Raw genomic sequence first — 26,474 nt, forward strand, 5'->3', positions numbered from 1 at the left:
AGATTGGAGTGAAAATGGATGGCTAAAAAAATGCCTGAAATTGGTGAATACAAGTACGGTTTTCACGATAAGGACGTTTCCATTTTCCGTTCAGAGCGCGGATTGACAAAAGAAATCGTAGAAGAAATTTCACGCATGAAAGAAGAGCCTCAATGGATGCTTGATTTCCGCCTGAAATCTCTTGAGCATTTCTACAACATGCCGATGCCGCAGTGGGGCGGGGATTTAAACTCTTTAAACTTTGACGAAATTACGTATTACGTAAAGCCGTCTGAGCGTTCAGAGCGTTCTTGGGATGAAGTGCCTGAGGAAATTAAACAGACATTCGACAAACTCGGTATTCCTGAAGCTGAGCAAAAATACCTTGCCGGTGTTTCTGCACAGTACGAATCCGAAGTTGTTTACCACAATATGAAAGAAGATCTTGAAGAGCAAGGCATCGTCTTCAAAGACACAGACAGCGCGCTGAAAGAAAATGAAGACATTTTCCGCGAGCACTGGGCGAAAGTCATTCCGCCGACTGATAACAAGTTTGCGGCGCTGAACTCAGCTGTTTGGTCCGGCGGATCTTTCATCTACGTGCCTAAAGGCGTGAAGGTTGAAACACCGCTTCAAGCTTACTTCCGCATCAACTCCGAAAACATGGGTCAGTTCGAACGTACGCTGATCATCGTTGACGAAGAAGCAAGCGTTCATTACGTAGAGGGCTGTACGGCTCCTGTGTACACAACAAACTCGCTTCACAGCGCAGTTGTTGAAATCATTGTCAAAAAAGGCGGCTACTGCCGTTATACAACAATTCAAAACTGGGCGAACAACGTTTACAACCTAGTAACGAAACGTACGGTTTGTGAAGAAAACGCGACGATGGAATGGGTTGACGGAAACATCGGTTCTAAATTGACGATGAAATATCCGGCTGTCATTCTGAAAGGTGAAGGCGCACGCGGCATGACGCTTTCTATCGCTCTTGCGGGTAAAGGACAGCATCAGGACGCAGGCGCGAAAATGATTCACCTTGCACCGAATACGTCATCCACAATCGTATCAAAATCGATTTCTAAACAGGGCGGAAAAGTAACATACCGCGGTATCGTCCACTTCGGACGAAAAGCGGACGGCGCCCGTTCAAACATCGAGTGTGATACGCTCATTATGGATAACAAATCGACTTCTGATACAATCCCTTACAATGAAATCCTGAACGACAACATTTCATTGGAGCACGAAGCGAAAGTATCAAAAGTTTCTGAAGAACAGCTTTTCTACTTGATGAGCCGCGGTATTTCTGAAGAAGAAGCAACAGAAATGATCGTTATGGGCTTCATCGAACCATTCACAAAAGAACTTCCGATGGAATACGCAGTTGAAATGAACCGTTTGATTAAGTTCGAAATGGAAGGCTCCATCGGTTAATAGTAAAACCCCGCCATATGGCGGGGTTTTTTTGTTTATTGAATAGTGAAATTACCGTATTCGCTTGACCGGACATGAATCGGCCCGTTTAAATTGTAGTTCTTCTCTTTGACAATATCGCGAAAAACGTCGACACGGGCAACCGATTCTCTCCATTCATCCTGGGTGTCCTCATCTGACGGATTCATCAGATCGTCATAGCGCACATCCAAGAATTTATTGAGCCATTTCTTCTCGTCAGTTCCGTCTTTCGGTGAACCGCCCATTTTTTTGTTCGTGCGTTTAATCAGGGCATAAAAGGAGTCTGGATCATCCCCGTCGCCATGCTGAATCACCGTATCGTACATCACTGCTTTTGCCAAGGCCGTTTTCAGTCCGGCATTTTCTGAACGTTTCATCGCCGGCTGATAATACAAGCTGTCATTTACCTTATCCTGGGCAGCGCGGAAGGCTTTATCATTGCCAAGTGAGCGCCAGGCAGAATCGAATCCTTTCAGATTGCTGATGTCATCGCTTTCGTCCTTCGCAAGACGCCGCAATTCAGGCAAATACTTTTTCAATTTGTTATTCGGCACCGCTTTCGTGTATACTTCGACTACTTCCAGCGCATCTCCGGTAGCCGTCGTAAAGCCGGCCCGCCCGCAAGTGTAACCTCTTCCGTCATCCAACGCTTCAACATATCCGTATTGGATTTCCGTCTTTCCGTTTTCAAAGATGCTGGTCAGCTGTTCCGCCCGGCGCTTCTGATCCTTATTCAGCCCGGCCGCAAAAACCGTACCGCTCATCATCAGGGTAAAAAACATGGTGAAAATAAGTGACGAAACCGCCGTCTTCTTCCAAAAATCTGCTTTTTTCTTCAAGCTGATTTTCATTGCCATACCCCTTTCATATGTAAGTTACGCACTCAGTATACATGAGGGGGTTGTTTTTTTGTTAAAACACACGAATTTGTCAATATTTTGAATCCTAAGCCCTATCAGGTGCTTCATAAAAAGAACGCACCTTCATCAGACAGACAATCCCGTTCTCGCGTCATTCTCATCTGTAACATAGTCAACGCGGTGAAACCCGCATTGTACAGCCTGCTGATAAAGGGCTTCGAGCATATCCGGATCTTTGCAATATAACGTTACATACGAGCAATCTGCAATGAGAAGCACAAGCTCACAGGAACTCTCCAAATACTCCTCGTACGTATTGATTTCCGTTACCATCCCGCCCGGGAAAGCTTTCAATTCAGCAAAAATCATATAATAAGGGTTTCCTTCCAGACGCTGACGGAGTTCTTGACCCTGAATGATGCGCTGATTTTGCGGAAACAGGTCTGTATCGGTGTCTTCTTTGAATTCAGTATACGCCTCTCCATCACCGATAAACCACGTATAGGAAGAGATGGGGAACGGTTGTAATATATCTGCCGCAAACCGTCCGAATTGATTTGGGATGTTAAATGTAATGCCGCGTTTCATATGGTCGTATCTCCTTTATGCTTTAGAATATTATGGTATAATAGTTGGTTAAATATTGAAAGGACTTGACAGTATGACAACACGATACGGAATTGATGCGCCTTATGGAGCGTTTGGATTTATCTTTCTTGCGCTCCTTTATGCTGCAGCCACGTTATGCGGTATGATTCCTCCTTACTGGGGCTGGCTGACGGGCACCTTGTTTTTATTGCTCGGTCTTTGGATGCTCTTGTATTCAACGGCCATTAAACTTTTACACCGCCATCGCATTCTTGCGCTTTCCGGTTTAAAGCCGGACATGAAGGTGCTTGATGTCGGTACGGGGCGGGGGCTATTAGCGATCGCCGCGGCTCAAAAAGGCGCTGACGTCTCAGCGATTGACAAATGGTCAAGCTGGGATCTGGGCGGAAACGGGAGAGACGCATTCGAAAAGAACAGACGGGCAGAAGGAGCGCCGGAAATTGATTTGTATGACGGACTCGCGCAAGCCATGCCGTTTCCTGATAAAACGTTTGACCTTGTCATTTCACATTTTACCGTACATAACATTTCAGGCAGAAAAGAGAGGGAACGGGCGATTGCGGAAATGGTGAGGGTGCTGAAGCCTGGCGGCACATTGGCCGTGTCAGATATAAAAAATACATCACAATACAGAGCAATTCTTGAGGAAAACGGCTTTCACACAAGAACGTATTCCTTTTATTATACGTTTCCGTTTTCAAAACTCATCATTGCTGTCAGGACTCCGGTAGGAACCGGGCGCTCCATTTGTTAAAATAAATAAGACAAAACAGATAGAAAAGGTGTTACACATGAAGTCTTATATAATTATCGGAGCCGGCATTCTCGGTGCGTCCGCGGCTTATCATCTCGCAAAGGCCGGGGCGGATGTAACGGTCATTGACCGGAAGCACCCGGGGCAGGCGACTGACGCCGCGGCGGGGATCGTCTGCCCGTGGCTGTCACAGCGCCGCAATCAGGCATGGTATGCGATCGCAAAAGGCGGAGCCCGCTATTATAACCAATTGATACAGCAGCTTGAAGCTGACGGAGAAACAGAAACCGGTTATCAAAAGGTCGGAGCCGTCAGCCTCCATACGGATGAAAAAAAGCTCAGCCAAATGGAGGAAAGAGCTTATAAAAGAAGAGAGGACGCCCCTGAAATCGGTGACATTACAAGACTGACTCCGGAAGAAACGAAGGCGCTGTTCCCCGCGCTGTCGGAGGAATACGGGGCGGTTCATGTCAGCGGCGCGGCCCGGGTGAACGGGAGGGCGCTTCGTAAGGCGCTGTTAAACGCGGCCGTTAAGCACGGCGCGATTGTTTACAATGAAGAAGCGTCAATATTGACAGAGGACGGTGCCGTCATCGGTGTGAAAACCGCAGAACGCACGCTTACTGCCGACCAGGTTCTCGTAACGGCCGGCGCTTGGGCGAGAGAGCTGCTTGAGCCGCTCGGCATCCGCTTTTCAGTATCATACCAAAAGGCACAGATCGTTCATTTAGAGCTTCAGGGAGAGGATACGGGCGGCTGGCCCGTCGTCATGCCTCCAAACGATCAATACATTCTCGCCTTTGACAGCGGCAGAATCATAGCGGGCGCGACTCATGAAAACGATACCGGCATGGATTTGCGGGTGACGGCCGGCGGTCTCCGCGAGATTTTTGACAAAGCATTAACCGTGGCGCCGGGGCTTTCAGACAGTACTGTAATAGAGACAAGAGTCGGTTTCAGGCCGTTTACTCCCGGTTTTCTTCCCGTCATCGGCAAAGTGCCGAATATCAGCGGACTCCTCGTTGCCAACGGGCTGGGCGCCTCAGGACTGACGAGCGGGCCGTATCTGGGGGCTGAACTGGCGAAACTCGCGCTCGGGCAGCAGACGGAAATTGATGTAAGCCTTTATGATCCGGCCGGGGCGCTTGAATAAAAAATAGCTTTTGGCGCATTCTTATGATAGGATGGAGCTTTAATGAATAAGAGGACGTGACCCATTTGATAAAAATAAACCTTCCTGCTCCTGATGTAACCATTACGGAACGGCAGCAGTCACCGTCGGAGAATGAACCGGCGATTAAAGCGATTTACGGTTTCATTGATTTTCACCAAATTCCGAGAGACAAAGGCGGCATCTTTATGTTTTATAACATTCATGATGAGCTGCTGTTTGTCGGGAAAGCCCGTAAATTAAGACAAAGAATCAAAAAGCATTTTGAAGACAATGTGTCGCCTGTTAAACATCACAGGGACGAAGTGTATAAAATTGAAGTATGTGTCGTAAATGATCCGATGGAAAGGGAGATTTACGAAACGTACGCGATCAATACCCTTCAGTCGAAATACAACATTGAGAAAGTATTTTATAAATAAGAAAAACCGGAGCTTAAGGGCTCCGGTTTTCTTTATGTTTACAGTGCCAGCCACATCACGGCAATATGCACGATCAGCAGACAGTAAACGATGAGGAACAGCTGGACGACCTTTTTTCTGAATAACATGCAGATCATCATGAGCACGGGAAAAATCAGGACGCCGGCCGTTTTATTGATTGATGTATTCGGACGGTTCGACACGTCATAGTGAATAGCCATATCAGCAGGAAGAAACGGATAAAACACAATCGACAGAATAAAGGCGAGAACTACAGCACCCCACAGCACTTTATCATTCATTAAAAACATATGAACACTCCCTTTTTTTAGTGTTAAAAATTTCATTAGTTTCAGTATTTATCTTATGGGTGTTTCCGATCAGGTGATCGCTGATATTAAAAAGTCATCGCGGGATTATTTTAAAGAGTTGAAAGCGGCGGTCTACAGCGGCGATTATGAGAAAGTGAACAGCGTCATTGATCAAGGTTCGCAGATTATGGCGAAAGTGCTGAAAGAAGAATTTGACAAAAAGAGCATGGACAAAGGAAAATCAACGGCCATCGGCCAATGCGCAACGGCTGTATAGGTATTTTTAAACGCGGCGGCCGCCATTGAGACGATCGCTCTTGCGGTAGCGGCCATCATTTTGACAGTAGCAAGCGTTGACGAAGATTCCGACTTAGGAAAAGAGCAGCTCATCGCTAATGTCGTTGACCGCATTAACGCGCAGCACTGAGGATGAAGAAAGAAAACGCTAAGGAAACGAACCTTAGCGTTTTTTTGATTGAAGCATCTCTTTTAAATATGCTTCTGAATCAAAGCCGAGTTCCTCGTCGGCTTCTTTTTTCAGTTCAAGCTGAAGTCGCACGTACGTGTCATATTTCGGGCTGAGCTTTTGAAGAAGATTGCTGAAAGGCGATCCCGCCTTCAGCGCGGGCAGATCAGAAGCGGATTCTCCGACCTTGATCAGGCTTTCCCTGTATTCTTCATCTGTCTGCACTCTTTTCACAAGCTGAATGATGATGTTTTTATGAGTGTCCCAAGTGGCGGGGTCTCTCTCCAAAATCCGCTCGATAAATTGGTCATGCTGGACTTTGTGCTGCTGGAGCTGAGCCGGATCCTCCTTGCCGACCAGCTGCATCATCGGGTGTGCAGCCGGAACTTCTTCCATATCATCCAATACTTTAATAAGCTTTGCCCATATCGTTTTTTTCTCATCTGTATCAATAGAAAAGTCGAGGAACGGTTCAAACAGCGCGGCGATAAATTTTCCGAAATCTCCCGGGAACAGTTTTTTCAGCTGAAGTCCCATATACTTCGGTTCATCTATTTTGACCTCGCCGATATCATGCAGAATTGAATCGACATTTTCCGCATCTTCCACGCGTTTGATCAGCATTTCAGTCAGTTTCCGTTCCTGCTCAAGCTCTTCAATCTGCCGACTGAGCTTTTGATGCTGCCGGCGCAGTATATCATGCAGACTGCTGCCCTCTAAGAGGAACGCTTTAATATCGCTTACAGACAGTGCCAGCATTCGGAGGGCGGCAATCATTTTCAGCGTATTCACGTTCTGAGCGGAATACTCACGGTATCCGTTATCAGGGTTTTTGCTGACGGTGATTAAACCTTCCTGCTCATAATATTTGATGGCTTTTTTCGTGAGACCCGTCTGCCTTGCGGCTTCTTTTATATTCATTCTGAATCACTCCCTGTTTTTCATTCTAAACGTGTCTCTAAGGGTCAGGTCAAGAGAGGGCGGCAAATAAGACGGGTTTATTTTATATTTTAGAAATTTCAGAAAATATGATTGACAACGCACCTTTGTTGCGATTAATATAACGTTATATAATGTTATATAACGTTATATAATAAAACACTGAGGAGTGAAGGATTTGAGTCAAACTGCCGCACAAGTGAATCACAAAGTTCAGGCTTTCTTGGATGATCTGAAAGGAAAAACGATTGACCACGTCTTTTTCGTCGCTTGCGGGGGTTCTTCAGCCATTATGTATCCGAGCAAGTACGTGTTTGACAGAGAGGCGAAAGCCATCAGCTCTGATCTCTACAGTTCAAATGAATTTATTCAGCGCAATCCCGTTCAGCTCGGGGAGAACTCTCTCGTGATTTTATGTTCTCAGTCAGGCAATACGCCGGAAACGGTGAAAGCCGCCGGTTTCGCCAGAAAAAAAGGCGCGCTTACGATTGCGATGACCTTTGAGCCTGATTCTCCGCTAGCGAAAGAAGCCGAATATGTCGCGGTGTATGACTGGGGTGAGAATGCACAGGCGATAAACACGAATTACGGGGTTCTGTATCAAATCGTGTTCGGCGCTTTACACGTGCTGGAAAACCATACCGCGTTTGAGCACGCGATCGACGGACTCAATAAGCTCCAGACCGTATATGACAAAGCGCTTAAACAAGAAGCGGATCACGCAAAGGCATTCGCGAAAGCCCACGAAAAAGAAGATATCATTTACACGATGGCAAGCGGTGCGAACTACGGCGTCGCTTACTCCTACAGCATCTGCATTCTCATGGAAATGCAATGGATTCATTCCCACGCCATTCATGCCGGAGAATATTTTCACGGACCGTTCGAAATCATTGATGAATCCGTTCCATTTATTATCCTGCTCGGCTTAGACGAAACAAGACCCCTTGAAGAGCGGGCGCTTTCCTTCTCAAAAAGATACGGCAAAAAACTGACTGTGCTTGATGCGGCAGCATATGATTTTTCCGGAATTGACGATTCTGTAAAAGGCTATCTGGCTCCTCTCGTATTAAACCGGGTGCTCAGAAGCTATGCGGATGCGCTGGCGGAAGCAAGGAACCATCCGTTAAGCCAGCGGCGTTACATGTGGAAAGTCGAATATTAAGAACGCGCATTATATTTCACCGGACTATAATGATATATAACGTTATAGTCCGGTGACAAAGGAGGAAAAGCATCTGAAAAAGCTCATCTGCCTGTTCGTTCTGTTAGCCGTATGTCTGTCAGCCGCCGCCTGTTCAAGCCAAAGCAGTTCCTCTGACGGAAAAGTGACCTTGAAGTTTTTTCACAGGTGGCCGAAGGAGCCGGAAAAAAGCTATTTCGAAGAAGCGGTCAAAGAATTTGAAGCTGCTCATCCGGATATTCATATCCAAACGGAAGCGGTCTTAAACGATTCTTATAAAGACAAGGTGAAAGTCATGCTCGGAACAACGAGCCCCCCTGATATTTTCTTTTCATGGAGCGACCGGTTTGCTTATAAATTCATCAAAGGAGATAAAGCCCTCGATCTGTCGTCTTACTATCAGCAGGATAAAGATTGGTCCTCACAGCTTGTGCAGTCACAAATCAAACCCTTTACGCATGACGGAAAACAGTACGGTGTTCCGTGGCAAATGGACGCTAAATCATTCTTTTATAATAAGGACATTTTTCATACATTACATTTGAAGCCCCCGGCGACATGGGATGAACTGATCACAGTCTCTGAGAAATTGAAAGAGAACGGATATATTCCGATCAGTTTCGGCACAAAAGCGCCTTGGACGATTTCTCATTATATCGGGACGCTGAACCAGCGTATGGTGGATGAAAAAACGCGGGCGAAGGATTACAGCCCGGAAACCGGGGAGTTTACGGACGAAGGCTATGTCAAAGCGCTTGAAAAGCTTCAGGAACTTCTGCCGTACTTTACAAAGCACGTGAACTCCGTTGATCACGAATACGTGCGCCAGCAGTTTACGAGCGGCAAAGCGGCGATGATTTATGCGGAAACGGCAGAAATTAAGCTCGTCGAACCGGTCAATCTGGGCTTGTTTCCTTTCCCGAAACTCAGCGGCGAAAAGGGATCTCCCCGTGCACTGACCGGATCTCCGGAAGGATTTATGATTTCCTCAAAAACGAAGCACCCGAAAGAAGCCATGGAATTTCTACAGTTTTTAACCTCGAAAAAAATGGGAGAGAAGCTGATAAAAGACGTCGGTAAATACAGCGCGGTTCAAGGAACGGCGACAGAAAACAATTCCGCCCCGATCCAGCGTGAAGCCGTGCAGGATATCGTCCGCGCCGAATCAATGGTGCCGTGGTTTGATATGGATGTTGACGTTGAAATCGCCGATGTGTATGCGGCAGGCGTTCAGCAGATGCTCGGCGGCACAATGACACCGCGCGAGGTGATGAATTCCGTGCAGAAAGCGGCGCGTCAGGTCAAAGCGTCATCTGAATAGAACAGATTTCTTTGGAGAAAGGAGATGAGGATTTCCTTGGTCAGCCGAAAACGTTTCATTCCGTATCTGTTTCTCGCGCCCGCGCTGATTTTTCTGCTGTTCGTTTACATTCCGATTATTGAGAATGTGTTTTTCAGTCTGTTTGAATGGAGCTCATTTCAACCCGAAAAGACGTTTATCGGTTTGAAAAATTATATTGACCTGTTTCACGATCCCGTGTTTTTTACAGCACTCCGCAACAATGTGCTGTATGCGGTCATATCGCTGATTTGCCAGGTTGGCGGCGGCTTAATTCTGGCGGCCGTGCTGGAAGACAGATTGGTAAGAAAATGGTCGCCGTTTTTCCGCACGGTCTTTTTTCTTCCGGTTGTCATTTCCATGACCGTCATTGCGCTGTTGTTTGATTTTATTTATAACCCGGAAATCGGTCTCTTGAATCAGCTGCTGGAAGCCGTCGGACTTGATGAACTGACCCGGGCGTGGCTGGGCGATGAAAACACCGCTATGCTGTCTGTCATTTTTGTGTCTCAATGGCAGTCTGTCGGTTACATCGCCATGCTGTACATTGTCTCGATTCAGAGCATTCCCGCTGAATTATATGAATCGGCGCAGCTGGACGGAGCCGGAAAAATCCAGCAGTTTTTTCACATTACGGTGCCGCAGACGAAAGAAATGTCGTTTGTTGCCGTGGTGATGACGCTGACCGGCGCATTTACCGTATTTAATGAACCGTATATTCTGACCGGCGGAGGGCCGGGCAATGCTTCAGAAGTGCTGAGCACATTTTTGTATAAGAGCGCTTTTACAAAGGATATGATGGGCTACGCTTCTGCGATCGCGACGGTGGTGCTTTTGCTGACGCTTGCTCTGTCGCTTATTCAGATGAAATTCTTTAAGACCGGAAAGGAGGAGTAGCCGATGCTTCCTGAAAAGACGGACTTGCGTCATGCCCGTCAGGCCGTCAGAACAGGCGGAAAACCGAGAAAATGGTATGTCGGGGAAACGTCTGTGTGGCTGTTTCTCTTAATCTACCTCATTGCCGTTGCTTATCCGCTGTTATGGATGGCGGTCAGCGCCTTTAAAAGCTCGGATGAGATTTTTGAGCACAGCTGGTCGCTGCCCTCTGTCTGGCATCCCGAAAACTTCGTATCCGCATGGAACCAAGGGATTTCCGCTTATTTTATGAACAGCGTCATTGTGACCGTGCTGACTTGTCTCATCACCGTATTTGTGAGCGCCTGGGCGGCATACGGGCTGGCCCGTTTTCAATTTAAAGGAAAAGGGTTTGTGCTGATCATTTGTCTTGGCGGCTTGATGCTGACGCCGCAGGTCAGTCTTGTGCCGCTGTACTCCATTATCCAGTCATTGGGACTGTACAATACGTATTGGGCATTGATTCTTCCGTACGCCGCCTACCGTATTCCGTTTACCGTGATTCTGATCCGTTCCTATTTTTTGTCGATTTCCAAAGAGCTTGAGGAAGCTGCCTATCTGGATGGATGTACAAGTTTCGGAATATTTTTCAGAATATTCTTACCTATGAGCGTGCCGATTCTGGTGACATCAGGCATTTTGACGGCTTACCATACATGGAATGAGTTTATGTTTGCGATTATTTTTATCGATGATGAAAATTTACGGACGATTCCGGCCGGGCTGATGCAGTTCAGAGATGCCCTGCAGACGGATTGGGGTGTGCTGCTGGCCGGGCTGACGATTTCTGCTGCTCCGATCATCGCGCTGTTTTTATTGATGCAGAGATATTTTATCCGCGGCATTGCTGCGGGAAGCGTAAAAGGATAAGGAGGATGAAAAGATGAAACTGATAGCGGCCGGAGATAATGTAGTAGATTATTATCAGGATCAGGAGACGTTTTACCCGGGCGGAAATGCGTTAAACGTAGCCGTGCTTGCCCGGCGCTTAGGCCACGAAACTTCTTATATCGGGATTCTCGGCAGTGATGAAGCGGCGGATCACGTATTGAATGTGCTGAAACTGGAAAAGGTGAATGCCGATCTGATCCGCCGGGCATACGGAGAAAACGGGATGGCGGTCGTCACGCTTGATGAAAGAGGGGACAGGATATTTGCCGGATCAAATAAAGGCGGCGTGCAATCGCGTCTGACGCTCGCTTTTCAGGAGAATGACATCTCATTTATCGCCGGACATGATCTGCTGCATACGAGCGTATACAGCAGGATAGAACGTGACCTTCCGATGCTGAGCGGCCATGTGCCGATTTCCTTTGACTTCTCTGTAAAACGTGACGAAGCCTATTTAGAAGCGGTCTGTCCGTACGTGACGTATGCGTTTTTTTCCGGGAGTGATTTGAGTGAAAGTGAATGTATGCGGCTTGCCGAAAAAGCCCGCGGTTTCGGAGCGAAAATCGTCTGTCTGACAAGGGGAGAATATGGCGCGGTGTTATCGGATGGGGAACGCGTCTATCATCAGCCGGTGGTAAGAGCTGATATAATAGATACATTGGGCGCGGGTGATTCTTTTATCGCCGGGTTTCTTACCGATTTCTTCGAGCATCAGGATATTCGGCGAGCGCTTACTGCGGGCGCCGGGACGGCTGCCAAAACATGCGGAGGGTTCGGAGCGTTCGGTTACGGGCATCCCTACAGGCCGGGCGGCGGGAAAAGCAGTGAAAAAACGAGAATACGATAAGCATTGTCTCGTTTTTTATACTTGTTACGCATAGGGACTGTTAATGGTAAACGTGACGCGGTCGGTATGCATTAAAAACAGCGAGCTGTATATCGGCTGGTCTTTTGACATAAAAGCGGTTTTGTCAATTTCAAAAAGCGCATCCCCGATATCACAAGCCAGATAGCGGCTTTCTTCCTGCTTGGCGTATACGACATTTAACAGCTTCGTATTATGGGTGGGCACCACCTGATAGTGCTGTTTCAAAATGTCATGCATCGACACGCCGCCTTTAATATGCTTGCCGATGTCGGGAAATAAACTGAGCGGATAGTGGGCGATTTCGAATGAGAGCGGCTGGTCGTCGTGAAATAAAATGCGTTTTAATTCAAGAACGGGACTTTCGGAAGCGACGCGAAGTTTTTGGGCGATGGATTTAGGCGCTTCAATGATTTCATGGGAAAGGATCTGGTGTTTCGGTTTTTTCCCCGTTGATTCCATAAATTCAGAGTAGCCGTTGACCGCGATGAGCTCCCGCTTCAGTTTAGGGCTTTTAACGAACGTTCCCTTTCCCTGCTGCCGGACGAGCCAGCCTTCTTCCACAAGATCAAGGATGGCCTTCCTGACCGTTATGCGGCTGACGTTGTACGTTTCGCACAGCTCATTTTCGGTCGGCAGTTTCACGGACGGCGAATAAACGCCCTTCTTGATATCGTCCGCGATAATTTGTTTCAGCTGAATATATAAAGGTTTCGAGCTCCCGTTATTTAACAATGGGACGGACCTCCTTTGTCAAGTAGTAGTACTATTATATGTATTATGACGTTATAATACAAATTTGCTTTTTATTTATGAATCTGTCAGAAACCCCGAGCATTTTTAACATAACAGAAAGATGTGGCGGTTTCCAGTATTGGAGGAGGTTTCGAATGGCATCATTAACATTTGACCATATCAAAAAAACATACGGCGCCCAATCGGCGGCAGTGAAGGATTTTCACTTAGATGTAAAAGATGAGGAGATGCTGGTGCTTGTCGGTCCCTCCGGCTGCGGCAAATCTACGACACTCAGAATGATTGCCGGACTGGAGAGCATTTCTGAGGGGAAGCTTTATATCGACGGAGACGCGGTGAACGATCTGCCCCCGAAGGATCGCGATATCGCAATGGTTTTTCAGAATTACGCGCTGTATCCCCACATGACGGTGTTTGACAATATGGCGTTCGGTTTGAAGCTCAAAAAGCTGCCGAAAAAAGAAATTGCAGAGCGAGTCCGGACGGCCGCCGATATTTTGGAAATCGGGCATCTGCTCAAGCGGAAACCTAAGGCTCTCTCAGGCGGGCAACGGCAGCGGGTTGCGCTCGGCCGGTCGATCGTGCGGGAGCCGAAAGTGTTTCTGATGGACGAGCCGCTTTCCAACTTAGACGCGAAATTGCGAGTGACGATGCGCGCCGAAATCAGCAAGCTCCATCAGCGTTTGAAAGCGACCATCGTTTATGTGACGCATGATCAGACGGAAGCGATGACAATGGGCGACCGGATTGTCGTGATGAATGAAGGAGATATTCAGCAGGCCGCAAGCCCCCATGAGATTTATCATTATCCGGCGAATCTGTTTGTGGCGGGTTTTATCGGTTCTCCGAGTATGAATTTTATAAAAGGCGTCATTGAAGAAAGTCACGGGCAATGGTATTTTGCCGGTTCGTCCGTTCGTCTGCCCATTCCGAAAGAAAAAGCGGCTGTTCTTGTGCAGAAAGGATACAGCGGTAAGGAGATGATTGCGGGGCTGCGTCCGGAGCATTTGACGCTTGCCGGACAATCAGAGCACCCGCCTGAAGCGGTGTGCCGCGCTGTGGCGGAAGTATGTGAAAACTTAGGCGCGGAGATGTACGTTCATGCGGTGAGCGGAGATGACCGCATGACGATCCGTCTTGACGGCGCTTCACAGGTGAAACCCGGCGATGCCATTCTGCTTGCGGTCAATATGAACCGGGCCGTCTTTTTTGATGCCGACACTGAAAACGCCGTATATTGAAAAAGGGAGCCTGATGATCGGGGCTCCCTTATCACTTCTTATGATACGATTACCAGATTTCGTCCGCCCATTCCGGATGGTCGATAAACGGATTGCGGTTATGCTGATAGTCTTCGTAAATGATTTCGTTCCGCCGTTTTTCCTTACTGTCGACGGGGTCTTGTTGATTCCATTTGAGCAAAACGGACAGTTTTCCCATGTAAGGAGCTGAGCCGTTTCCGGTTTTATCATTCAGCTCAAGGTCAGGATACCCGTCGTCTCCTTCATAACGCACCGCCATGTAAAACAGCATGCGGGCGACGTCTCCTTTAACCTCATCACGCGGCTCCCAGGAATCACCGTCGTAATAATTGCCCGGCGCTTTCGGGTATTCTGAGCCGCCGTTATCAAAATCCATATTTCCTCTGGCGCTGTTCACCTGAACGTCTGCAGGGCGCAGATGATGAATGTCCGTCCCGGGGCCGGCAGCTGTTCCGAAGTTTCCGTGTGACTTTGCCCACACGTGTTCGCGGTTCCAGTCCCCGACGCTGCCGCCGTTTTTACTTTTGGCCCGTGATTCCTGGGTGTAGAGCAAGATGACATTGTTCGGATTTGCCGGATCTTCGTCAGTTTCCTTCAATGCATTCCATACTTGGCTGTAAGACAGCTTAGTATGTCCGCTGATGATGCGGTGCAGGGCGCTCTTTAAGGCTGTTCCGCTTTTTCCGGAAGCTTCTTTATAATATGTGTCCGTATCCGCAGACGGAGTGATGACAGCTGAGGCAGTTTGCGGAAAAAGAGTTGTGCCGCCGGAAGTTGAAACCGCGAGCCGGCTGTACAGATTTGTGTCAGCCGGCTCGCCCGCAGAGGCTGACGGCGCAGCCCATCCAAAAATGAAAAACAGGCAGACAATCGGCAGAAACCAAAGTTTTTTTGTCATGACTTGCCCTCCTTTACCTCTATTATCCAAAAAATAAATCTAATATTCTATCTTTTTTGAAAAATGGTTCCTTCGGCTTATGGGACAGAGGGGCGGTTTCTTGGTCAAAGTATCCGGAAAATCATTGATTTTTTAGAGGATATGATAATGAACTCATAATGCGCTCCTTCTATAATGAAGATCATCTTGTCAGTTTTTCAGTTTAAAAGGAGGGCGTGTATGGAACATCAGCAGCTTTCGGCGGCGAATATCGGGATTTCCGACGACATACAATGGCTGTCTCAATTCGGCGCTTCCGCTTCCGGCGGAGTGACGAGGCTTTTATATACGAAAGAATGGATGGACGCCCAGCTTGCCGTCAAAAAGAAAATGGAGGCGTTCGGGCTGGAAACGGCATTTGACGATGTCGGTAACGTATTCGGCCGTCTGAACGGCACAGAATCGCCTGATCAGGTGATTCTGACCGGGTCGCATATTGACACCGTTATTGACGGCGGCAAATATGACGGTGCGTTCGGCGTGCTGGCGGGCATGCTGGCGATCCGGCATTTGCATGAGACGTGCGGGCGTCCGAAAAAAACGCTGGAGGCTGTGTCGCTCTGTGAAGAGGAAGGGAGCCGTTTTCCCATCACCTATTGGGGCTCAGGCAATATCGCCGGTGCTTTCTCGCTTTCAGATGCGGAAACGCCGAAAGACGCGTCCGGCATTTCTCTGAAAGAAGCCATGCGGCAGAACGGCTTCGGTGCAGGCCGTTATCCGGCGCCGCTGCGCACTGATATTAGTGCCTTTCTGGAAATTCATATAGAACAGGGGCAAACGCTTGAACGATCGGGAAAGGATATCGGGATTGTCACCGGGATTGCCGGACAGAGACGCTATACCGTTACGCTTGACGGTGAATGCAACCATGCGGGGACCACTTCAATGAAATGGCGGAAAGATCCGCTCGCGGCGGGAAGCAGCATCATCCACGAACTCATGCTCTCAGCGGAAAGACAGCCGGAAGAGCTCCGCCTGACGTGCGGGAAAATGACGGTTGAGCCGAATATGGCGAATGTCATTCCGGGCCGTATCCAGTTTTCCGTTGATATTCGCCACCAGCAGGAAGACGTGCTGGCAGCCTTCCGTCAGAAACTGGTGTCGATTATTGAAAACATCAGCCGCAGCAAAGGAGTCAGACCTGTTATTGATGAATATATGAGGATAGAGCCGGTTCAAATGGATCAGACACTGACACGAACCGCAGCAGAGGCTGCAAAAGAGCAGGGGGCGGACCCGGAGAAGATCGTAAGCGGAGCGGGACATGACGCCCAGATGTTCGGCAGAACCTTTCCGGCCTGCATGCTGTTTGTGCCGAGCCGTGGCGGGATCAGCCACTCGCCGCTTGAATTCACACCCGCACATCAGCTTGAAACCGGCGTCCTTACGCTGGCGAATGTATTACATAAACTTGCCTATTAACGTAAAGGGGGAATCGGCGTGCCGACCAGAAAAGAATTGTGCATTCCGCAAAGAACGATTATGACACCGGGACCGACAGAAGCTGAACCGAGAGTGCTGAGGGCGATGGGCGCTCCGATCCTCGGCCAGTTTGACCCGGCATTTACCGGTATCATGAACGAAACGATGCAAATGCTCCGTGAATTGTTTCAAACGGAAAACCGCTGGGCCTATCCGATTGACGGCACATCAAGAGCGGGGATTGAGGCTGTTCTCGCAAGTGTGATAGAACCGGGCGACAGCGTGCTCGTTCCGATATACGGACGCTTCGGACACCTGCTGACTGAAATCGCCGAGCGGTACGGAGCGGACGTTCATACGATCGAGTGTGAATGGGGAACGGTCTTCCGGCCTGAAGAGATTATCGGCGAGATGAAAAAGATTTCCCCGAAAATCGTCGCTATGGTGCACGGAGAAACATCAACGGGGCGGATTCACCCGCTGAAAGAAATCGGGGAAGCGTGCCGCGCCCAAGACGCACTCTTTATCGTGGATGCCGTGGCCACGATCGGAGGCTGCGCCGTAAAAACGGATGAATGGAAGATTGACGCAGTTATCGGGGGAACGCAAAAATGCCTATCGGTGCCCTCCGGAATGGCGCCGATTACTTATAATGACCGGACGGCAGCTGTCATTGCCGCGCGTAAAAAGGTAGAACGTGGCATTGCGACGGCAGCTGACGGTAAAATGCTGTCCGGTCATCGGCCGGTTACGAGCAACTATTTTGATCTGAGCCAGCTCGAAGATTATTGGAGTGAAAGAAGGCTGAATCACCATACAGAAGCGACAGCAATGCTTTATGCGCTGCGGGAGGGTGTGCGCCTTGTCCTGGAAGAAGGACTTGAAGAACGGTTCCGCAGGCATCAGCGTCATGAAAAAGCGCTTACGGCGGGACTTGCAGCGATGGGCCTTGATTTATTCGGCGATCCGGAGGCGAAGCTGCCTGTCGTCACATGTGTGAAGATTCCGCCGGAAGCAGACGGCGAATCGATCAGGAGTATGCTTTTGTCTCAATTCGGAATTGAAATCGCCAGCTCGTTCGGTCCGCTGCAGGGGAAAATTTGGCGAATCGGAACGATGGGCTACAGCTGCAGAAAGGAAAATGTGCTGTTTGTGCTGGCCGGACTTGAGGCGGTTCTGATCAGACACGGAGTTGCCGTTAAAGCCGGGGAAGCGCTGCAGGCGGCCCTTAACATATATGATTTGCCGGCTGAAACCGGTGTGCTGTCATGAGACATGAAAACGAGATTGAAATCATCTGGACTTTTTTCCCTTTTCCCCGTTATACTGAATGGTATAAAAAATGACAAATATGGAATGATCATCTGTTTGTCTGGGGAGAAGGTAAGAAATCATGGCGTACATAGGCCGATTGTCAATTTTAATGCTGAATATGTTTATTGCGATGCTTGGAATCGGATTGATTATTCCGATTATGCCCGCATATATTACCGAATTCGGAGCGACGGGGAGCACGATGGGTCTGCTTGTTGCGGCGGCGGGGCTTACACAGCTTTTATTTGCGCCTATTGCCGGGGAAATAACCGACAAATACGGACGGCGGAAACTGATTATTTTCGGCATTGCCGCCTTTGCCGTGTCACAATTGATCTTCGCCTTTGCCGGAAGCCTGTGGCAATTGTTCGCATCCCGGCTTTTGGGCGGGATGGGCGCGGCGTTTTTAATGCCGTCAATGTTCGCTTACATTGCGGATATTACGACCGAAGAAGAACGCGGGAAAGGAATGGGGCTGTTCAGCGCGGCGATGACGCTCGGTGTCGTCATCGGGCCCGGTGTCGGAGGCTATTTGGTTCATTACGGCATGTCTGTGCCGTTCATCGTCTCCGCAAGTCTCGCCTGCTTTTCAACGGTGCTTTCATTTTTCTTTCTGCCCGAAACGCTTGGACGTGAAAAGCAGCTGGAAGCCCGGGCGAAAACGGAAAAACGTGAGCATCTGTTTAAGCAAATGTCACGCGCGCTCAAATCGCCGTTCGCGTTTATGCTGATCCTGGTTTTTGTGCTGAACTTCGGAATTATGAACTTTGAATCCGTTTTCGGCCTTTACGTTGACCATAAACACGGATTTAAAGCCTCTGATATTGCCTTTATTATTACGGCTGCGGGTCTCATCGGCGTGTTTGTGCAGGCGGTCGGCGTCAGTTATCTCGTCCGCAGGTTCGGGGAAAAGCGCGTCATTAACGTGACGTTGATCGGGGCTGCTGCAGGACTTGTGTGGTGCCGGTTTGCGGGTTCATATTGGGCCGTTTTTGCCGCGGCAATCTTTTTTCTGACGCTGATATCGCTGCTCCGGCCGGCCGTTAATACGATGCTGTCGAAGCTCGCCGGTGACCAGCAGGGGTTTGCCGGCGGGATGAACACCTCATTCATCAGCTTAGCGAATATCGCCGGACCGTCAGCCGCCGGTTTTCTCTTTGATGTAAATATGGAATTTCCGTATATGCTGGGAGCGGCCATTCTCGCCATCAGTTTTCTGGCCGCGCTTGGCTGGGGCAAAAAGACACAGACCCGGCCGTTCACGCAGCAAGGATAAGAATCAAAAGCCTCCGGGTATCCGGAGGCTTTTTGCTGATTGTCGTTTATTCTTTGGCGGTCTGCATCTCTGAAATTGCAGGGATGCGCATAGAGGGAAAATCATATCGAACCAGTTGTTCCGTATGCTCAAGCATGGCGCGAATGGAAACCGGAACAGGTGTAGATAAAGTAAAACCAGCTTTATTGCTTGACGAGTCTGACGAATTTGATCTGCCGGAAGTTGATCAAAAAAGAAAGCAGTCAGGCAGGGACAATATTGAGCGGCGTAAATGCTGAGGAAGAAAAAGCAGTGTTTTGGAACTTGCTGTTTCGTATGCAGGGGGAGAGCATTCTGATAAAACGGGTCATTGAAATAATACGAACTGTTCAGTAGGGGGCGATTGGTGACAACAAGGAGAGGTTATCTTATAACCTCTCACGGAAGATGTTGTGATGGTTCTCCTGCACGAATTTTGCAGATTAAAACCCGCAATTAGGCCAACACACAATTATGCAAGAGACAATCATCTAAAAAGGGTGTCGGTAAGTACAATATGGTGTACGGAAAAGGAGTTGAAAATGTTGTATTATTACCCGTCATTCCATTTGTATCAGCGGCAAGAATTTAATTATTATCCATGGGCCCATCAATTGACTCATTCAGGGAGCTCTCCCTATGTTTCCGCGCGCCCTCCTTTTTATAATTCTCCATGTTACAGAGAGTGCATAAGAAGCGGAGCGGATAGTTATTTCTGCTGCTATATCTGCGGTTTCTGTTAAAAAGAAAGACTTATAGAAGTAAGTGATCTTTCCAAGATGACAGTGAGACCATTATCCAGACAGCCATTAGTCAACACACGAAGCTTTATTACGGTTCACGGAGGGGAAGCGCCCCTCCTTTTTTGGAGAGATTTTTTCCGCTGTGAACGGAGAATGTATCAGCGTAGCCAAAACTCCGCGTGAAAAAGGAAAAGAGCATTTCCTCTTTCCTTTAGGAGGAAGTCATTTCTGCGTATCAAAATTTAAACAATGAAAGTGCCTTCTCGGGAGGGCGACTGAAGTATGCAGTATTTGTGCGCGGATAGTCACGGGGAACACAAGCAGTGAAATCTCATTGCAAGGAAAGTCTTTTTAAACCGGCTCTTCATTTTCTTTGCTTACCTTCTGAGGAATAAAGCGGCGGGCCGCAAATAAATAAAAGCGAATAGCGTAAGGCGGTGCTTATTCGGCAAGGAGAAATGAAAGAAAGATGAAGATGAGAGACGTTTTATCTGCTGACACGAAACAGCAGCTTAAAAAAGTGTTAAGTCCTTCTACAAAGGCAGATGAACAGGAATTGGGAAGAAATCATGGGAACGAGACGTGACACCTCAGACGTATAGGCGGCTGTATACGTAGGAAATGAGCCTTTTGTTCCACACACGAATTTTCAATATATGGAATATACAATTATTGTAAGGTGAATTCATTATATAGGAAAGAGGTAAATGTTCAATGTATCCAAATTATTATTACCCATATTTTGGGGAAAGTCGTGCTTTTGAAGGTTTAATTGGTCAATTTCACACTCTCCTTTTTAATCTAACTTTGCCAAATGGACGGTTGCTTACTGCTGGTACACGTGTGTTTATACACAGGTCTGAGTATACACCAGCAGGTCAAGAATTTGTTACTATAGTATTTCCTTTGTCTATTGGCGGAAACTGTATAGCTGGTTCAGCTGTAGTTTCGGCTAGTCAACTCACTCCTGGAGGAATCCAAACAGTTAGATAAAATACTAATTTAAGTATCATCTTTTGAGATGATACTTATTTATTTTGAGGAAGAGAGGTAAGTGAAGATCCTTGCGAAAGAAGCAGACGCACAAAAACTTGTTTACGGTATCGTTTATGAGCCGGACACCGTGGATGCTCACGAGGATTTCATGACAGCTGCAGAAATTGAGAAGGCCGCTCACGGCTTCCTGAAAGGATACTCGTCAGGGTTTTGATGGCAGCATTTTTTGAGGATTTAGCTGAATGATTCACCTTAAATAGGATGCGGGAGAACACCCCGCCTCCCTGTCTCTAACGATTCCTTAACCGATCAGCCGCTGCATTCTCAGCGCGAGCCGCAGGCGCATCGTCGTCTCCGGATCTTTTAAGCTTTTGCCGAGCAGTTCCTCGCATTTTTCTAAACGATAGATCACCGTATTTCGATGGACGTACAGGCGCTTAGCCGTTTCTGAAATCTGGCAGTGGGTCTCCAGGTAAACAGACAGCGTATGAAGCAGGCTCTGATCTTCCTTTTGCCGGTCGGCCAGGCTTTGGAGGGTGGCTTCGTAAAACTTCTTCACATCTTCCGCCGGAAGCAGGCGGAGCAGCTCCGGCACGTCTTTGGCATGATAGATTTGAATAAACTCCGCGCTTCTGGACAAATGCCCGGATGAAATGGCGTCTGAAGCTTCAGTAAAAGCGTCAGGGACGTCGATCAGCTTTTGGCATATGTTTGAGATGCCGAAGGAGACAGTCCGTTTAAACTGCGTCCGGACCTGCTTTTGAAACTGCTCCAAAAAGCTGATGACAGACGCGTGCATTTCATTCCAGCTGTCTGTCGCTTCAATTAAAAGAATACCGACATTTCCTTTAATAAAGAGATGAGGGGGAAACGGAAAGGATGACAGCTCCCCTTCAAGCAGATCAAATACATGATCGGAAACGAGCTGATTTTCGGTAAAGCTGATCGTTTTCTCATTTCGGTCGAGTTTTCCGCAAATGCACATGTATTTCTGATCCCAGCGGAGCCGGAATTCTTTGGCACGGCTTTTGATTTCTTCATGGCCTGTAAACGAGCGGTCGATGAAATTGCTGAAAAATTCATTGCGCGCCCGTCTGCCGAATTGTTTGACGGCATTTTCTTTCAGCAGTTCAAAGGAAATGACGTTGGCCGCCTGTTCAATTGTCAAAATCATGCCTTTATCAGCGGTCTGCACCAGCTCCGGAATCACCAGATAACCGCAGTTTTTTTCAACATTCAGAATCGGCAGGACAGAATACGCCTTTCTGTCGGAGAGCATGGAAAAGCAGGTGAAATAAGGACCGGAAAGGGAATAACAGATGTTTTTCAATAAAGACGTGTCAATGGGTATGCTGTGGGACGATGATAAGAGTTTTGTATGCTGATCCAAAAGCAGCACGGGAAGCCGGAGAATGTCTGAGAGCTTCTTAAGCAGGGATTGCAGCCCTTTGCCGCTCATGATGTGGTTTGTGAATTTTTTATGGGTGTAAATGGCCTGCTGCAGCTCATTTGAACGCATATCAAGAATATGGCTCAGTGTGGCGTTGACGATATCTCCCAGCCTGATGTCTTCCGGCAGCTCAATAATCGGAAATTCATACCGGTCGGCAAGCTCCGCGGCATCTTTCGGAATGACATTAAGATAGCGCTTCGTTTTGATCCCCAGTCCCGCGCAGCCCCGTTTTGCCATGAGGCGGATCAAATCTTTCAACAGCTGCGGGCGATCCTTCAAGTGGTAAGCCGTCGTGACGAGCAATTCATTTTTATGTAAAAAATCAGCGATGTCCGGCGCATCCATCATGTTGACGTGCTGCACCTCCCTCCAGCCGCCGGATCTGCCTGCGATTAATGCCGCCCGCTCATAAGCGGGAATCTTCATCACATCATAAATGTTCATCAGTCAATCTCCTTTCAGGTTCTAAAGACAACCATTAGTTAATATGAATAAAAATCATCAAAAATTATAGCGGTTTTGCTGATGTATTACGATCATAGTAGCAGTAAACTGGCAATCATAGACGCATGTTGTGATAAAAACTGACAGAAAATCGTCATCCTTACAGGGAGGAAGATAAAATGGCCTATGACGTAATTGTAAAGGGTGCGAAAGCTGTGCGAAAAGGCGGGACAGAGCGGGCCGATATCGCCGTCAAGGACGGGAAAATTGCCTTGATCGAGCCCGGCATTGAAGAAAACGCGGAACAAGTGGTGCAGGCAGCCGGCATGTATGTGTTTCCGGGCGCGGTCGATTGTCACGTGCATTTCAATGAACCCGGACGCGAAGAGTGGGAAGGCATTGAAACCGGCTCAAACATGCTTGCTGCCGGGGGCTGTACGTCTTATTTTGACATGCCGCTTAACTGCATTCCTTCGACGGTAACTGCTGAAAACCTGCTGGCAAAGGCGGAAATCGCCGAACGGAAGTCAGCGGTTGATTTTGCGCTTTGGGGCGGTTTGATGCCCGGGTATACCGAACATATCCGGCCGATGGCAGAAGCGGGGGCAATCGGGTTTAAAGCGTTTCTGTCTAAATCGGGAACGGATGAATTTCAATCAGCCGATGAACGGACTCTTTTAAAGGGAATGAAGGAAATCGCGGCGTGCGGCAAGATTTTGGCCCTGCACGCAGAAAGCGACGCCCTCACCCGATTCCTTGAAGCCGAGTACGCGCTCCAAGGGAAAATTGATGCCCGCGCTTACGCTTCCTCCCGTCCGGAAGAAGCCGAATGCGAGGCTGTGCAGCGGGCAATTGAATATGCAAGAGCGACGGGATGCGCGCTTCATTTTGTACATATCAGCACGAAACGGGCCGTGCTCTCCATTCAGCAGGCGAAAAAAGACGGATTGGATGTCACCGTTGAAACGTGTCCGCACTACTTATTATTCAGCTTTGAAGACTTCCTCAAAAAAGGGGCGGCCGCCAAATGCGCTCCGCCGCTCCGCTCAGAGGCTGATAAAGAGGAATTGATCGGGGTCTTGGCTGAGGGCCTGATTGATATGGTGTCTTCGGATCATTCTCCCTGTCATCCGTCTTTGAAACGCGAGGATAATATGTTCCTGTCGTGGGGCGGGATCAGCGGAGGCCAATTTACGCTTCTCGGCATGATTCAATTAGCGATCGATCATGGGATTCCGTTTGAACATGTGGCCCGATGGACGGCCGAAGCACCTGCCAAGCGCTTCGGTTTAACGAATAAAGGCCGGCTTGAAGAAGGATTTGACGCTGATTTTGCCATTGTCCGGCCGGAACCTTTTACCGTCACAAAAGAAACGATGTTTTCCAAACATAAGCAAAGCTTGTATGAAGGCCGCACCTTTCCATACCGAATTGCTGCGACCTACAGCAAGGGACGCTGTGTGTATCAGGATGGCGGTGGGAAGCAGAGCGGGGCTTTCGGAACATTCCTGAAGCCTTCTGAAATAAAAGAGCCGATTCTCTGATGAGAATCGGCTTTTTTTGTCGTTTGGAAAGCGGGTCTCGTGGTATCTTTTTATAAAAAGGAGTAAAACACATTGTATAATCAAATCTTGAACATATTAACGGCATCCTGGTCGCGCAAGACCAGTACAAAATGGACGGAAGATTGCCCGGCCAAAGGCCAGTGCGGCGTGACGGCTTTAGTCATCCAAGATGTTTACGGCGGTGACATTCTCAAAACAAAAACGGGCACAAGCTGGCATTTTTATAATCGAATAGACGGGGAGATATATGATTTCACGAACAGTCAGTTTTCAGAGCCGATCGTCTATCAGCACATTCTTTCTTCCAGAGATGAGGCATTTTCGGACACCAATGAACATCAGTACCGGTTCCTGAAAAGTGCATTCAGAAAAAACATGGAAACGGAAAGAGAAAAACACCTGTGATAAACTAGAATGAGAGGTGAAGGATTGTGATTTATATCGGACTGACGGGGTGGGGGGATCATGACAGCATCTATCCGCCTAAAACAGCGGGCCCGCAAAAACTGCAGGCGTATTCCTCCCATTTTCCCATCGTTGAGCTGGACGCGAGCTTTTACGCGATACAGCCCGCCCGCAATAACGAAAGATGGGTCAAAGAGACGCCGGAATCTTTTCAATTTGTCATTAAGGCATATCAAGGAATGACGGGTCATCAGCGCGGCGATATTCCCTTTGAATCGAAGGAAGAAATGTTTGAGGCGTTTAAGCTGTCATTATCGCCTTATATAGAGCATGGAAAGCTTGCCATGGTGCTGTTCCAATTCCCGCCGTGGTTTGACTGCAAGAAAGAAAACGTCGCATATTTAAGATGGTGCAGGCAGCAGATGGGGGATATCCCGTGCGCGCTTGAATTCCGCAACCGGTCTTGGTTTTCCCCGCCATTTTACGAGCAGACCCTTTCCTTTATGAAGGAGGAAGGCTGGATTCACAGCATATGTGACGAGCCGCAAATCGGCGAGGGCAGCATTCCGACCGTCCTGAAAGCAACGGATGAAGAAAAAACGCTTGTCCGTTTTCACGGACGGAACAAGCAGGGCTGGATTAAACCTGACGGCGGACAAAACTGGCGTGAGGTCAGATATTTATACCGCTATAACAAACAGGAGCTCAAAGATTGGAAAAACAATCTTCAGGAGCTGAAAAAGCAGTCGCGCAATGTGTATGTGCTCTTCAACAATAACTCAGGCGGAGACGCCGCCGATAACGGGCTTGAGATGCTTGAAATGTTAGATATCTCATATACCGGGCTTGCTCCGAAGCAGCTCGACCTATTCAGCTAGAAAAGAGGTTTCAAGACACATGTCTTATCTTATTTTGATCATATTGGGATTTATCGCGGGAACGGTCGGCAGCCTGATCGGGCTTGGGGGAGGAATTATCATCGTGCCGGCGATGCTCTATTTAAGCACGATGACTCCGTTTTTCCATGACGTAACACCACAGACTGCCATCGGCACGTCCCTTTTGGTGATTATTTTTACGGGCCTGTCATCAACTCTGGCCTATATGAAATATAAAACCGTTGACTACAAAAGCGGACTGATCTTTTTTATCGGTTCCGGCCCGGGAAGCATCATCGGCGCGTATTTGTCTAAACTTTTTAATGCGCATACGTTTTCCGTCTGGTTCGGACTTTTTATGATTTTGATTTCTATTACATTAATGCTGAAGGCGAAAGCAAAACCGGTCAATAAAGCGCATAAAGGCATGATCCGGACTTATGAGGATGAATCGGGTGAGCTTTATACATATTCGTACCGTATTTTTACCGGTATCGCCATTGCCTTTTTCGTCGGTTTATTGGGCGGTCTTTTCGGCATCGGCGGCGGCTCTCTTATGGTTCCGGCCATGATGCTGTTATTTTTGTTCCCGCCGAAAGTGGCTGTGGCGACGTCAATGCTCATCATTTTCTTATCCTCCGTGACGGGTTCCGTGTCACATATCGCAGAGGGCCATGTCAATTGGCTGTATGCGCTGTGCCTCGTTCCGGGCGCGTGGTTCGGCGGCAAAATGGGCGCGTGGGTCAATAAGCGGGTGCAGACGAAAACGATCGTGCTTTTCATGCGGGTCGTCTTGATTTTGATCGGCTGTGAATTGATTTATCAAGGGATATTCAGCTAAAA

At 48.2% G+C, this 26,474-nt stretch carries 27 protein-coding genes and 1 pseudogene; 21 read left to right on the forward strand and 7 right to left on the reverse strand.

Going from position 1 to position 26,474, the window contains the following annotated elements; translation table 11 throughout:
• The first annotated feature begins 18 nt into the window (after window positions 1–18).
• Complete coding sequence (gene sufB, locus SB24_RS13860; RefSeq protein WP_007410090.1) at window positions 19–1,416, forward strand: Fe-S cluster assembly protein SufB; 1,398 nt, start codon at window positions 19–21, stop codon at window positions 1,414–1,416.
• A 35-nt stretch (window positions 1,417–1,451) separates the two neighbouring features.
• On the opposite strand, the gene csn is transcribed toward sufB, so the two are convergent.
• Both csn and SB24_RS13870 read right to left on the reverse strand, forming a co-directional pair.
• Entirely contained in the window at window positions 1,452–2,288 is an 837-nt protein-coding gene (csn, locus tag SB24_RS13865; RefSeq protein WP_039253952.1) for a chitosanase, read from the reverse strand.
• 135 nt (window positions 2,289–2,423) lie between these two features.
• The gene (locus SB24_RS13870; RefSeq protein ID WP_031378382.1) at window positions 2,424–2,885 is read right to left on the reverse strand and encodes a DUF2691 family protein; all 462 of its coding nucleotides are present in this window, start codon (window positions 2,883–2,885) and stop codon (window positions 2,424–2,426) included.
• A 73-nt stretch (window positions 2,886–2,958) separates the two neighbouring features.
• Here SB24_RS13870 and SB24_RS13875 point away from each other — a divergent pair, with 73 nt between their 5' ends.
• The 3 genes from SB24_RS13875 to SB24_RS13885 all read left to right on the forward strand — a co-directional run bounded on the left by SB24_RS13875 (window position 2,959) and on the right by SB24_RS13885 (window position 5,253).
• Complete coding sequence (locus SB24_RS13875) at window positions 2,959–3,660, forward strand: class I SAM-dependent methyltransferase (protein WP_039253955.1); 702 nt, start codon at window positions 2,959–2,961, stop codon at window positions 3,658–3,660.
• A 37-nt stretch (window positions 3,661–3,697) separates the two neighbouring features.
• Window positions 3,698–4,813: an NAD(P)/FAD-dependent oxidoreductase gene (locus SB24_RS13880; protein WP_039253957.1), complete on the forward strand. Its 1,116-nt coding sequence runs from the start codon at window positions 3,698–3,700 to the stop codon at window positions 4,811–4,813.
• A 65-nt stretch (window positions 4,814–4,878) separates the two neighbouring features.
• The gene (locus SB24_RS13885; RefSeq protein WP_007410094.1) at window positions 4,879–5,253 is read left to right on the forward strand and encodes a nucleotide excision repair endonuclease; all 375 of its coding nucleotides are present in this window, start codon (window positions 4,879–4,881) and stop codon (window positions 5,251–5,253) included.
• A 38-nt stretch (window positions 5,254–5,291) separates the two neighbouring features.
• Here the strand turns inward: SB24_RS13885 and SB24_RS13890 are convergent, their stop codons facing one another.
• Window positions 5,292–5,564, reverse strand: a complete 273-nt coding sequence (locus SB24_RS13890; protein WP_015240532.1) for a DUF1648 domain-containing protein — start codon at window positions 5,562–5,564, stop codon at window positions 5,292–5,294.
• A 73-nt stretch (window positions 5,565–5,637) separates the two neighbouring features.
• Here SB24_RS13890 and SB24_RS20450 point away from each other — a divergent pair, with 73 nt between their 5' ends.
• Window positions 5,638–5,841, forward strand: coding sequence for a sporulation delaying protein family toxin (locus SB24_RS20450; protein WP_223609745.1), 204 nt, complete (start codon window positions 5,638–5,640; stop codon window positions 5,839–5,841).
• 183 nt (window positions 5,842–6,024) lie between these two features.
• On the opposite strand, the gene SB24_RS13900 is transcribed toward SB24_RS20450, so the two are convergent.
• Window positions 6,025–6,951, reverse strand: a complete 927-nt coding sequence (locus SB24_RS13900) for a MerR family transcriptional regulator (RefSeq protein ID WP_039253960.1) — start codon at window positions 6,949–6,951, stop codon at window positions 6,025–6,027.
• Window positions 6,952–7,147: 196 nt separating this feature from the next.
• Here SB24_RS13900 and SB24_RS13905 point away from each other — a divergent pair, with 196 nt between their 5' ends.
• The 5 genes from SB24_RS13905 to SB24_RS13925 all read left to right on the forward strand — a co-directional run bounded on the left by SB24_RS13905 (window position 7,148) and on the right by SB24_RS13925 (window position 12,144).
• On the forward strand, window positions 7,148–8,134 hold the full coding sequence (locus SB24_RS13905) for an SIS domain-containing protein (protein ID WP_039253962.1): 987 nt from the start codon (window positions 7,148–7,150) through the stop codon (window positions 8,132–8,134).
• Window positions 8,135–8,207: 73 nt separating this feature from the next.
• Window positions 8,208–9,473: an ABC transporter substrate-binding protein gene (locus SB24_RS13910; RefSeq protein ID WP_039255045.1), complete on the forward strand. Its 1,266-nt coding sequence runs from the start codon at window positions 8,208–8,210 to the stop codon at window positions 9,471–9,473.
• Between the two features lie 24 nt (window positions 9,474–9,497).
• Window positions 9,498–10,388 carry a carbohydrate ABC transporter permease gene (locus SB24_RS13915; protein ID WP_012118373.1) on the forward strand — a complete coding sequence of 297 codons (891 nt, stop codon included), beginning with the start codon at window positions 9,498–9,500 and terminating at the stop codon, window positions 10,386–10,388.
• A 3-nt stretch (window positions 10,389–10,391) separates the two neighbouring features.
• On the forward strand, window positions 10,392–11,276 hold the full coding sequence (locus SB24_RS13920) for a carbohydrate ABC transporter permease (RefSeq protein WP_033574891.1): 885 nt from the start codon (window positions 10,392–10,394) through the stop codon (window positions 11,274–11,276).
• A gap of 13 nt (window positions 11,277–11,289) precedes the next feature.
• Window positions 11,290–12,144: a PfkB family carbohydrate kinase gene (locus SB24_RS13925; protein WP_039253965.1), complete on the forward strand. Its 855-nt coding sequence runs from the start codon at window positions 11,290–11,292 to the stop codon at window positions 12,142–12,144.
• Between the two features lie 24 nt (window positions 12,145–12,168).
• On the opposite strand, the gene SB24_RS13930 is transcribed toward SB24_RS13925, so the two are convergent.
• Window positions 12,169–12,897: a transcriptional regulator FrlR gene (locus tag SB24_RS13930; protein WP_012118372.1), complete on the reverse strand. Its 729-nt coding sequence runs from the start codon at window positions 12,895–12,897 to the stop codon at window positions 12,169–12,171.
• Window positions 12,898–13,052: 155 nt separating this feature from the next.
• On the opposite strand from SB24_RS13930, the gene SB24_RS13935 reads away from it, so the two are divergent.
• On the forward strand, window positions 13,053–14,159 hold the full coding sequence (locus SB24_RS13935) for an ABC transporter ATP-binding protein (protein ID WP_039253968.1): 1,107 nt from the start codon (window positions 13,053–13,055) through the stop codon (window positions 14,157–14,159).
• A 49-nt stretch (window positions 14,160–14,208) separates the two neighbouring features.
• On the opposite strand, the gene SB24_RS13940 is transcribed toward SB24_RS13935, so the two are convergent.
• On the reverse strand, window positions 14,209–15,078 hold the full coding sequence (locus tag SB24_RS13940; RefSeq protein ID WP_039253972.1) for an endonuclease I family protein: 870 nt from the start codon (window positions 15,076–15,078) through the stop codon (window positions 14,209–14,211).
• Between the two features lie 219 nt (window positions 15,079–15,297).
• Between SB24_RS13940 and allC the strand changes: the two genes are divergently transcribed.
• The 6 genes and pseudogenes from allC to SB24_RS19690 form a co-directional block, all read left to right on the forward strand.
• Window positions 15,298–16,539 (forward strand): allantoate deiminase, encoded by a 1,242-nt coding sequence (gene allC / locus SB24_RS13945; RefSeq protein ID WP_039253973.1) that lies wholly within the window; start codon window positions 15,298–15,300, stop codon window positions 16,537–16,539.
• Between the two features lie 60 nt (window positions 16,540–16,599).
• Window positions 16,600–17,811 carry a pyridoxal-phosphate-dependent aminotransferase family protein gene (locus tag SB24_RS13950; protein WP_205747456.1) on the forward strand — a complete coding sequence of 404 codons (1,212 nt, stop codon included), beginning with the start codon at window positions 16,600–16,602 and terminating at the stop codon, window positions 17,809–17,811.
• 121 nt (window positions 17,812–17,932) lie between these two features.
• Window positions 17,933–19,129, forward strand: a complete 1,197-nt coding sequence (locus SB24_RS13955; RefSeq protein ID WP_039253976.1) for an MFS transporter — start codon at window positions 17,933–17,935, stop codon at window positions 19,127–19,129.
• Between the two features lie 32 nt (window positions 19,130–19,161).
• Window positions 19,162–19,407, forward strand: a complete 246-nt coding sequence (locus SB24_RS13960; protein ID WP_039253979.1) for a hypothetical protein — start codon at window positions 19,162–19,164, stop codon at window positions 19,405–19,407.
• A 1,197-nt stretch (window positions 19,408–20,604) separates the two neighbouring features.
• The gene (locus SB24_RS19685) at window positions 20,605–20,883 is read left to right on the forward strand and encodes a hypothetical protein (protein WP_077722787.1); all 279 of its coding nucleotides are present in this window, start codon (window positions 20,605–20,607) and stop codon (window positions 20,881–20,883) included.
• Between the two features lie 61 nt (window positions 20,884–20,944).
• Window positions 20,945–21,079, forward strand: a pseudogene (locus SB24_RS19690) (XkdF-like putative serine protease domain-containing protein); the annotation flags it as partial.
• Between the two features lie 108 nt (window positions 21,080–21,187).
• Here SB24_RS19690 and SB24_RS13970 read toward each other — a convergent pair.
• Window positions 21,188–22,783, reverse strand: a complete 1,596-nt coding sequence (locus tag SB24_RS13970; protein WP_039253981.1) for a PucR family transcriptional regulator — start codon at window positions 22,781–22,783, stop codon at window positions 21,188–21,190.
• 179 nt (window positions 22,784–22,962) lie between these two features.
• On the opposite strand from SB24_RS13970, the gene SB24_RS13975 reads away from it, so the two are divergent.
• The 4 genes from SB24_RS13975 to SB24_RS13990 all read left to right on the forward strand — a co-directional run bounded on the left by SB24_RS13975 (window position 22,963) and on the right by SB24_RS13990 (window position 26,472).
• Window positions 22,963–24,327, forward strand: a complete 1,365-nt coding sequence (locus tag SB24_RS13975) for an allantoinase (protein WP_039253984.1) — start codon at window positions 22,963–22,965, stop codon at window positions 24,325–24,327.
• A 72-nt stretch (window positions 24,328–24,399) separates the two neighbouring features.
• Window positions 24,400–24,753 (forward strand): YunG family protein, encoded by a 354-nt coding sequence (locus SB24_RS13980; protein WP_039253986.1) that lies wholly within the window; start codon window positions 24,400–24,402, stop codon window positions 24,751–24,753.
• Between the two features lie 26 nt (window positions 24,754–24,779).
• Window positions 24,780–25,631: a DUF72 domain-containing protein gene (locus tag SB24_RS13985; RefSeq protein ID WP_039253989.1), complete on the forward strand. Its 852-nt coding sequence runs from the start codon at window positions 24,780–24,782 to the stop codon at window positions 25,629–25,631.
• Window positions 25,632–25,650: 19 nt separating this feature from the next.
• Window positions 25,651–26,472, forward strand: coding sequence for a sulfite exporter TauE/SafE family protein (locus tag SB24_RS13990; RefSeq protein WP_003151913.1), 822 nt, complete (start codon window positions 25,651–25,653; stop codon window positions 26,470–26,472).
• Window positions 26,473–26,474: the final 2 nt, after the last annotated feature.

The sequence above is a fragment of the Bacillus sp. Pc3 genome (assembly GCF_000815145.1).
GTDB lineage: Bacteria > Bacillota > Bacilli > Bacillales > Bacillaceae > Bacillus > Bacillus velezensis.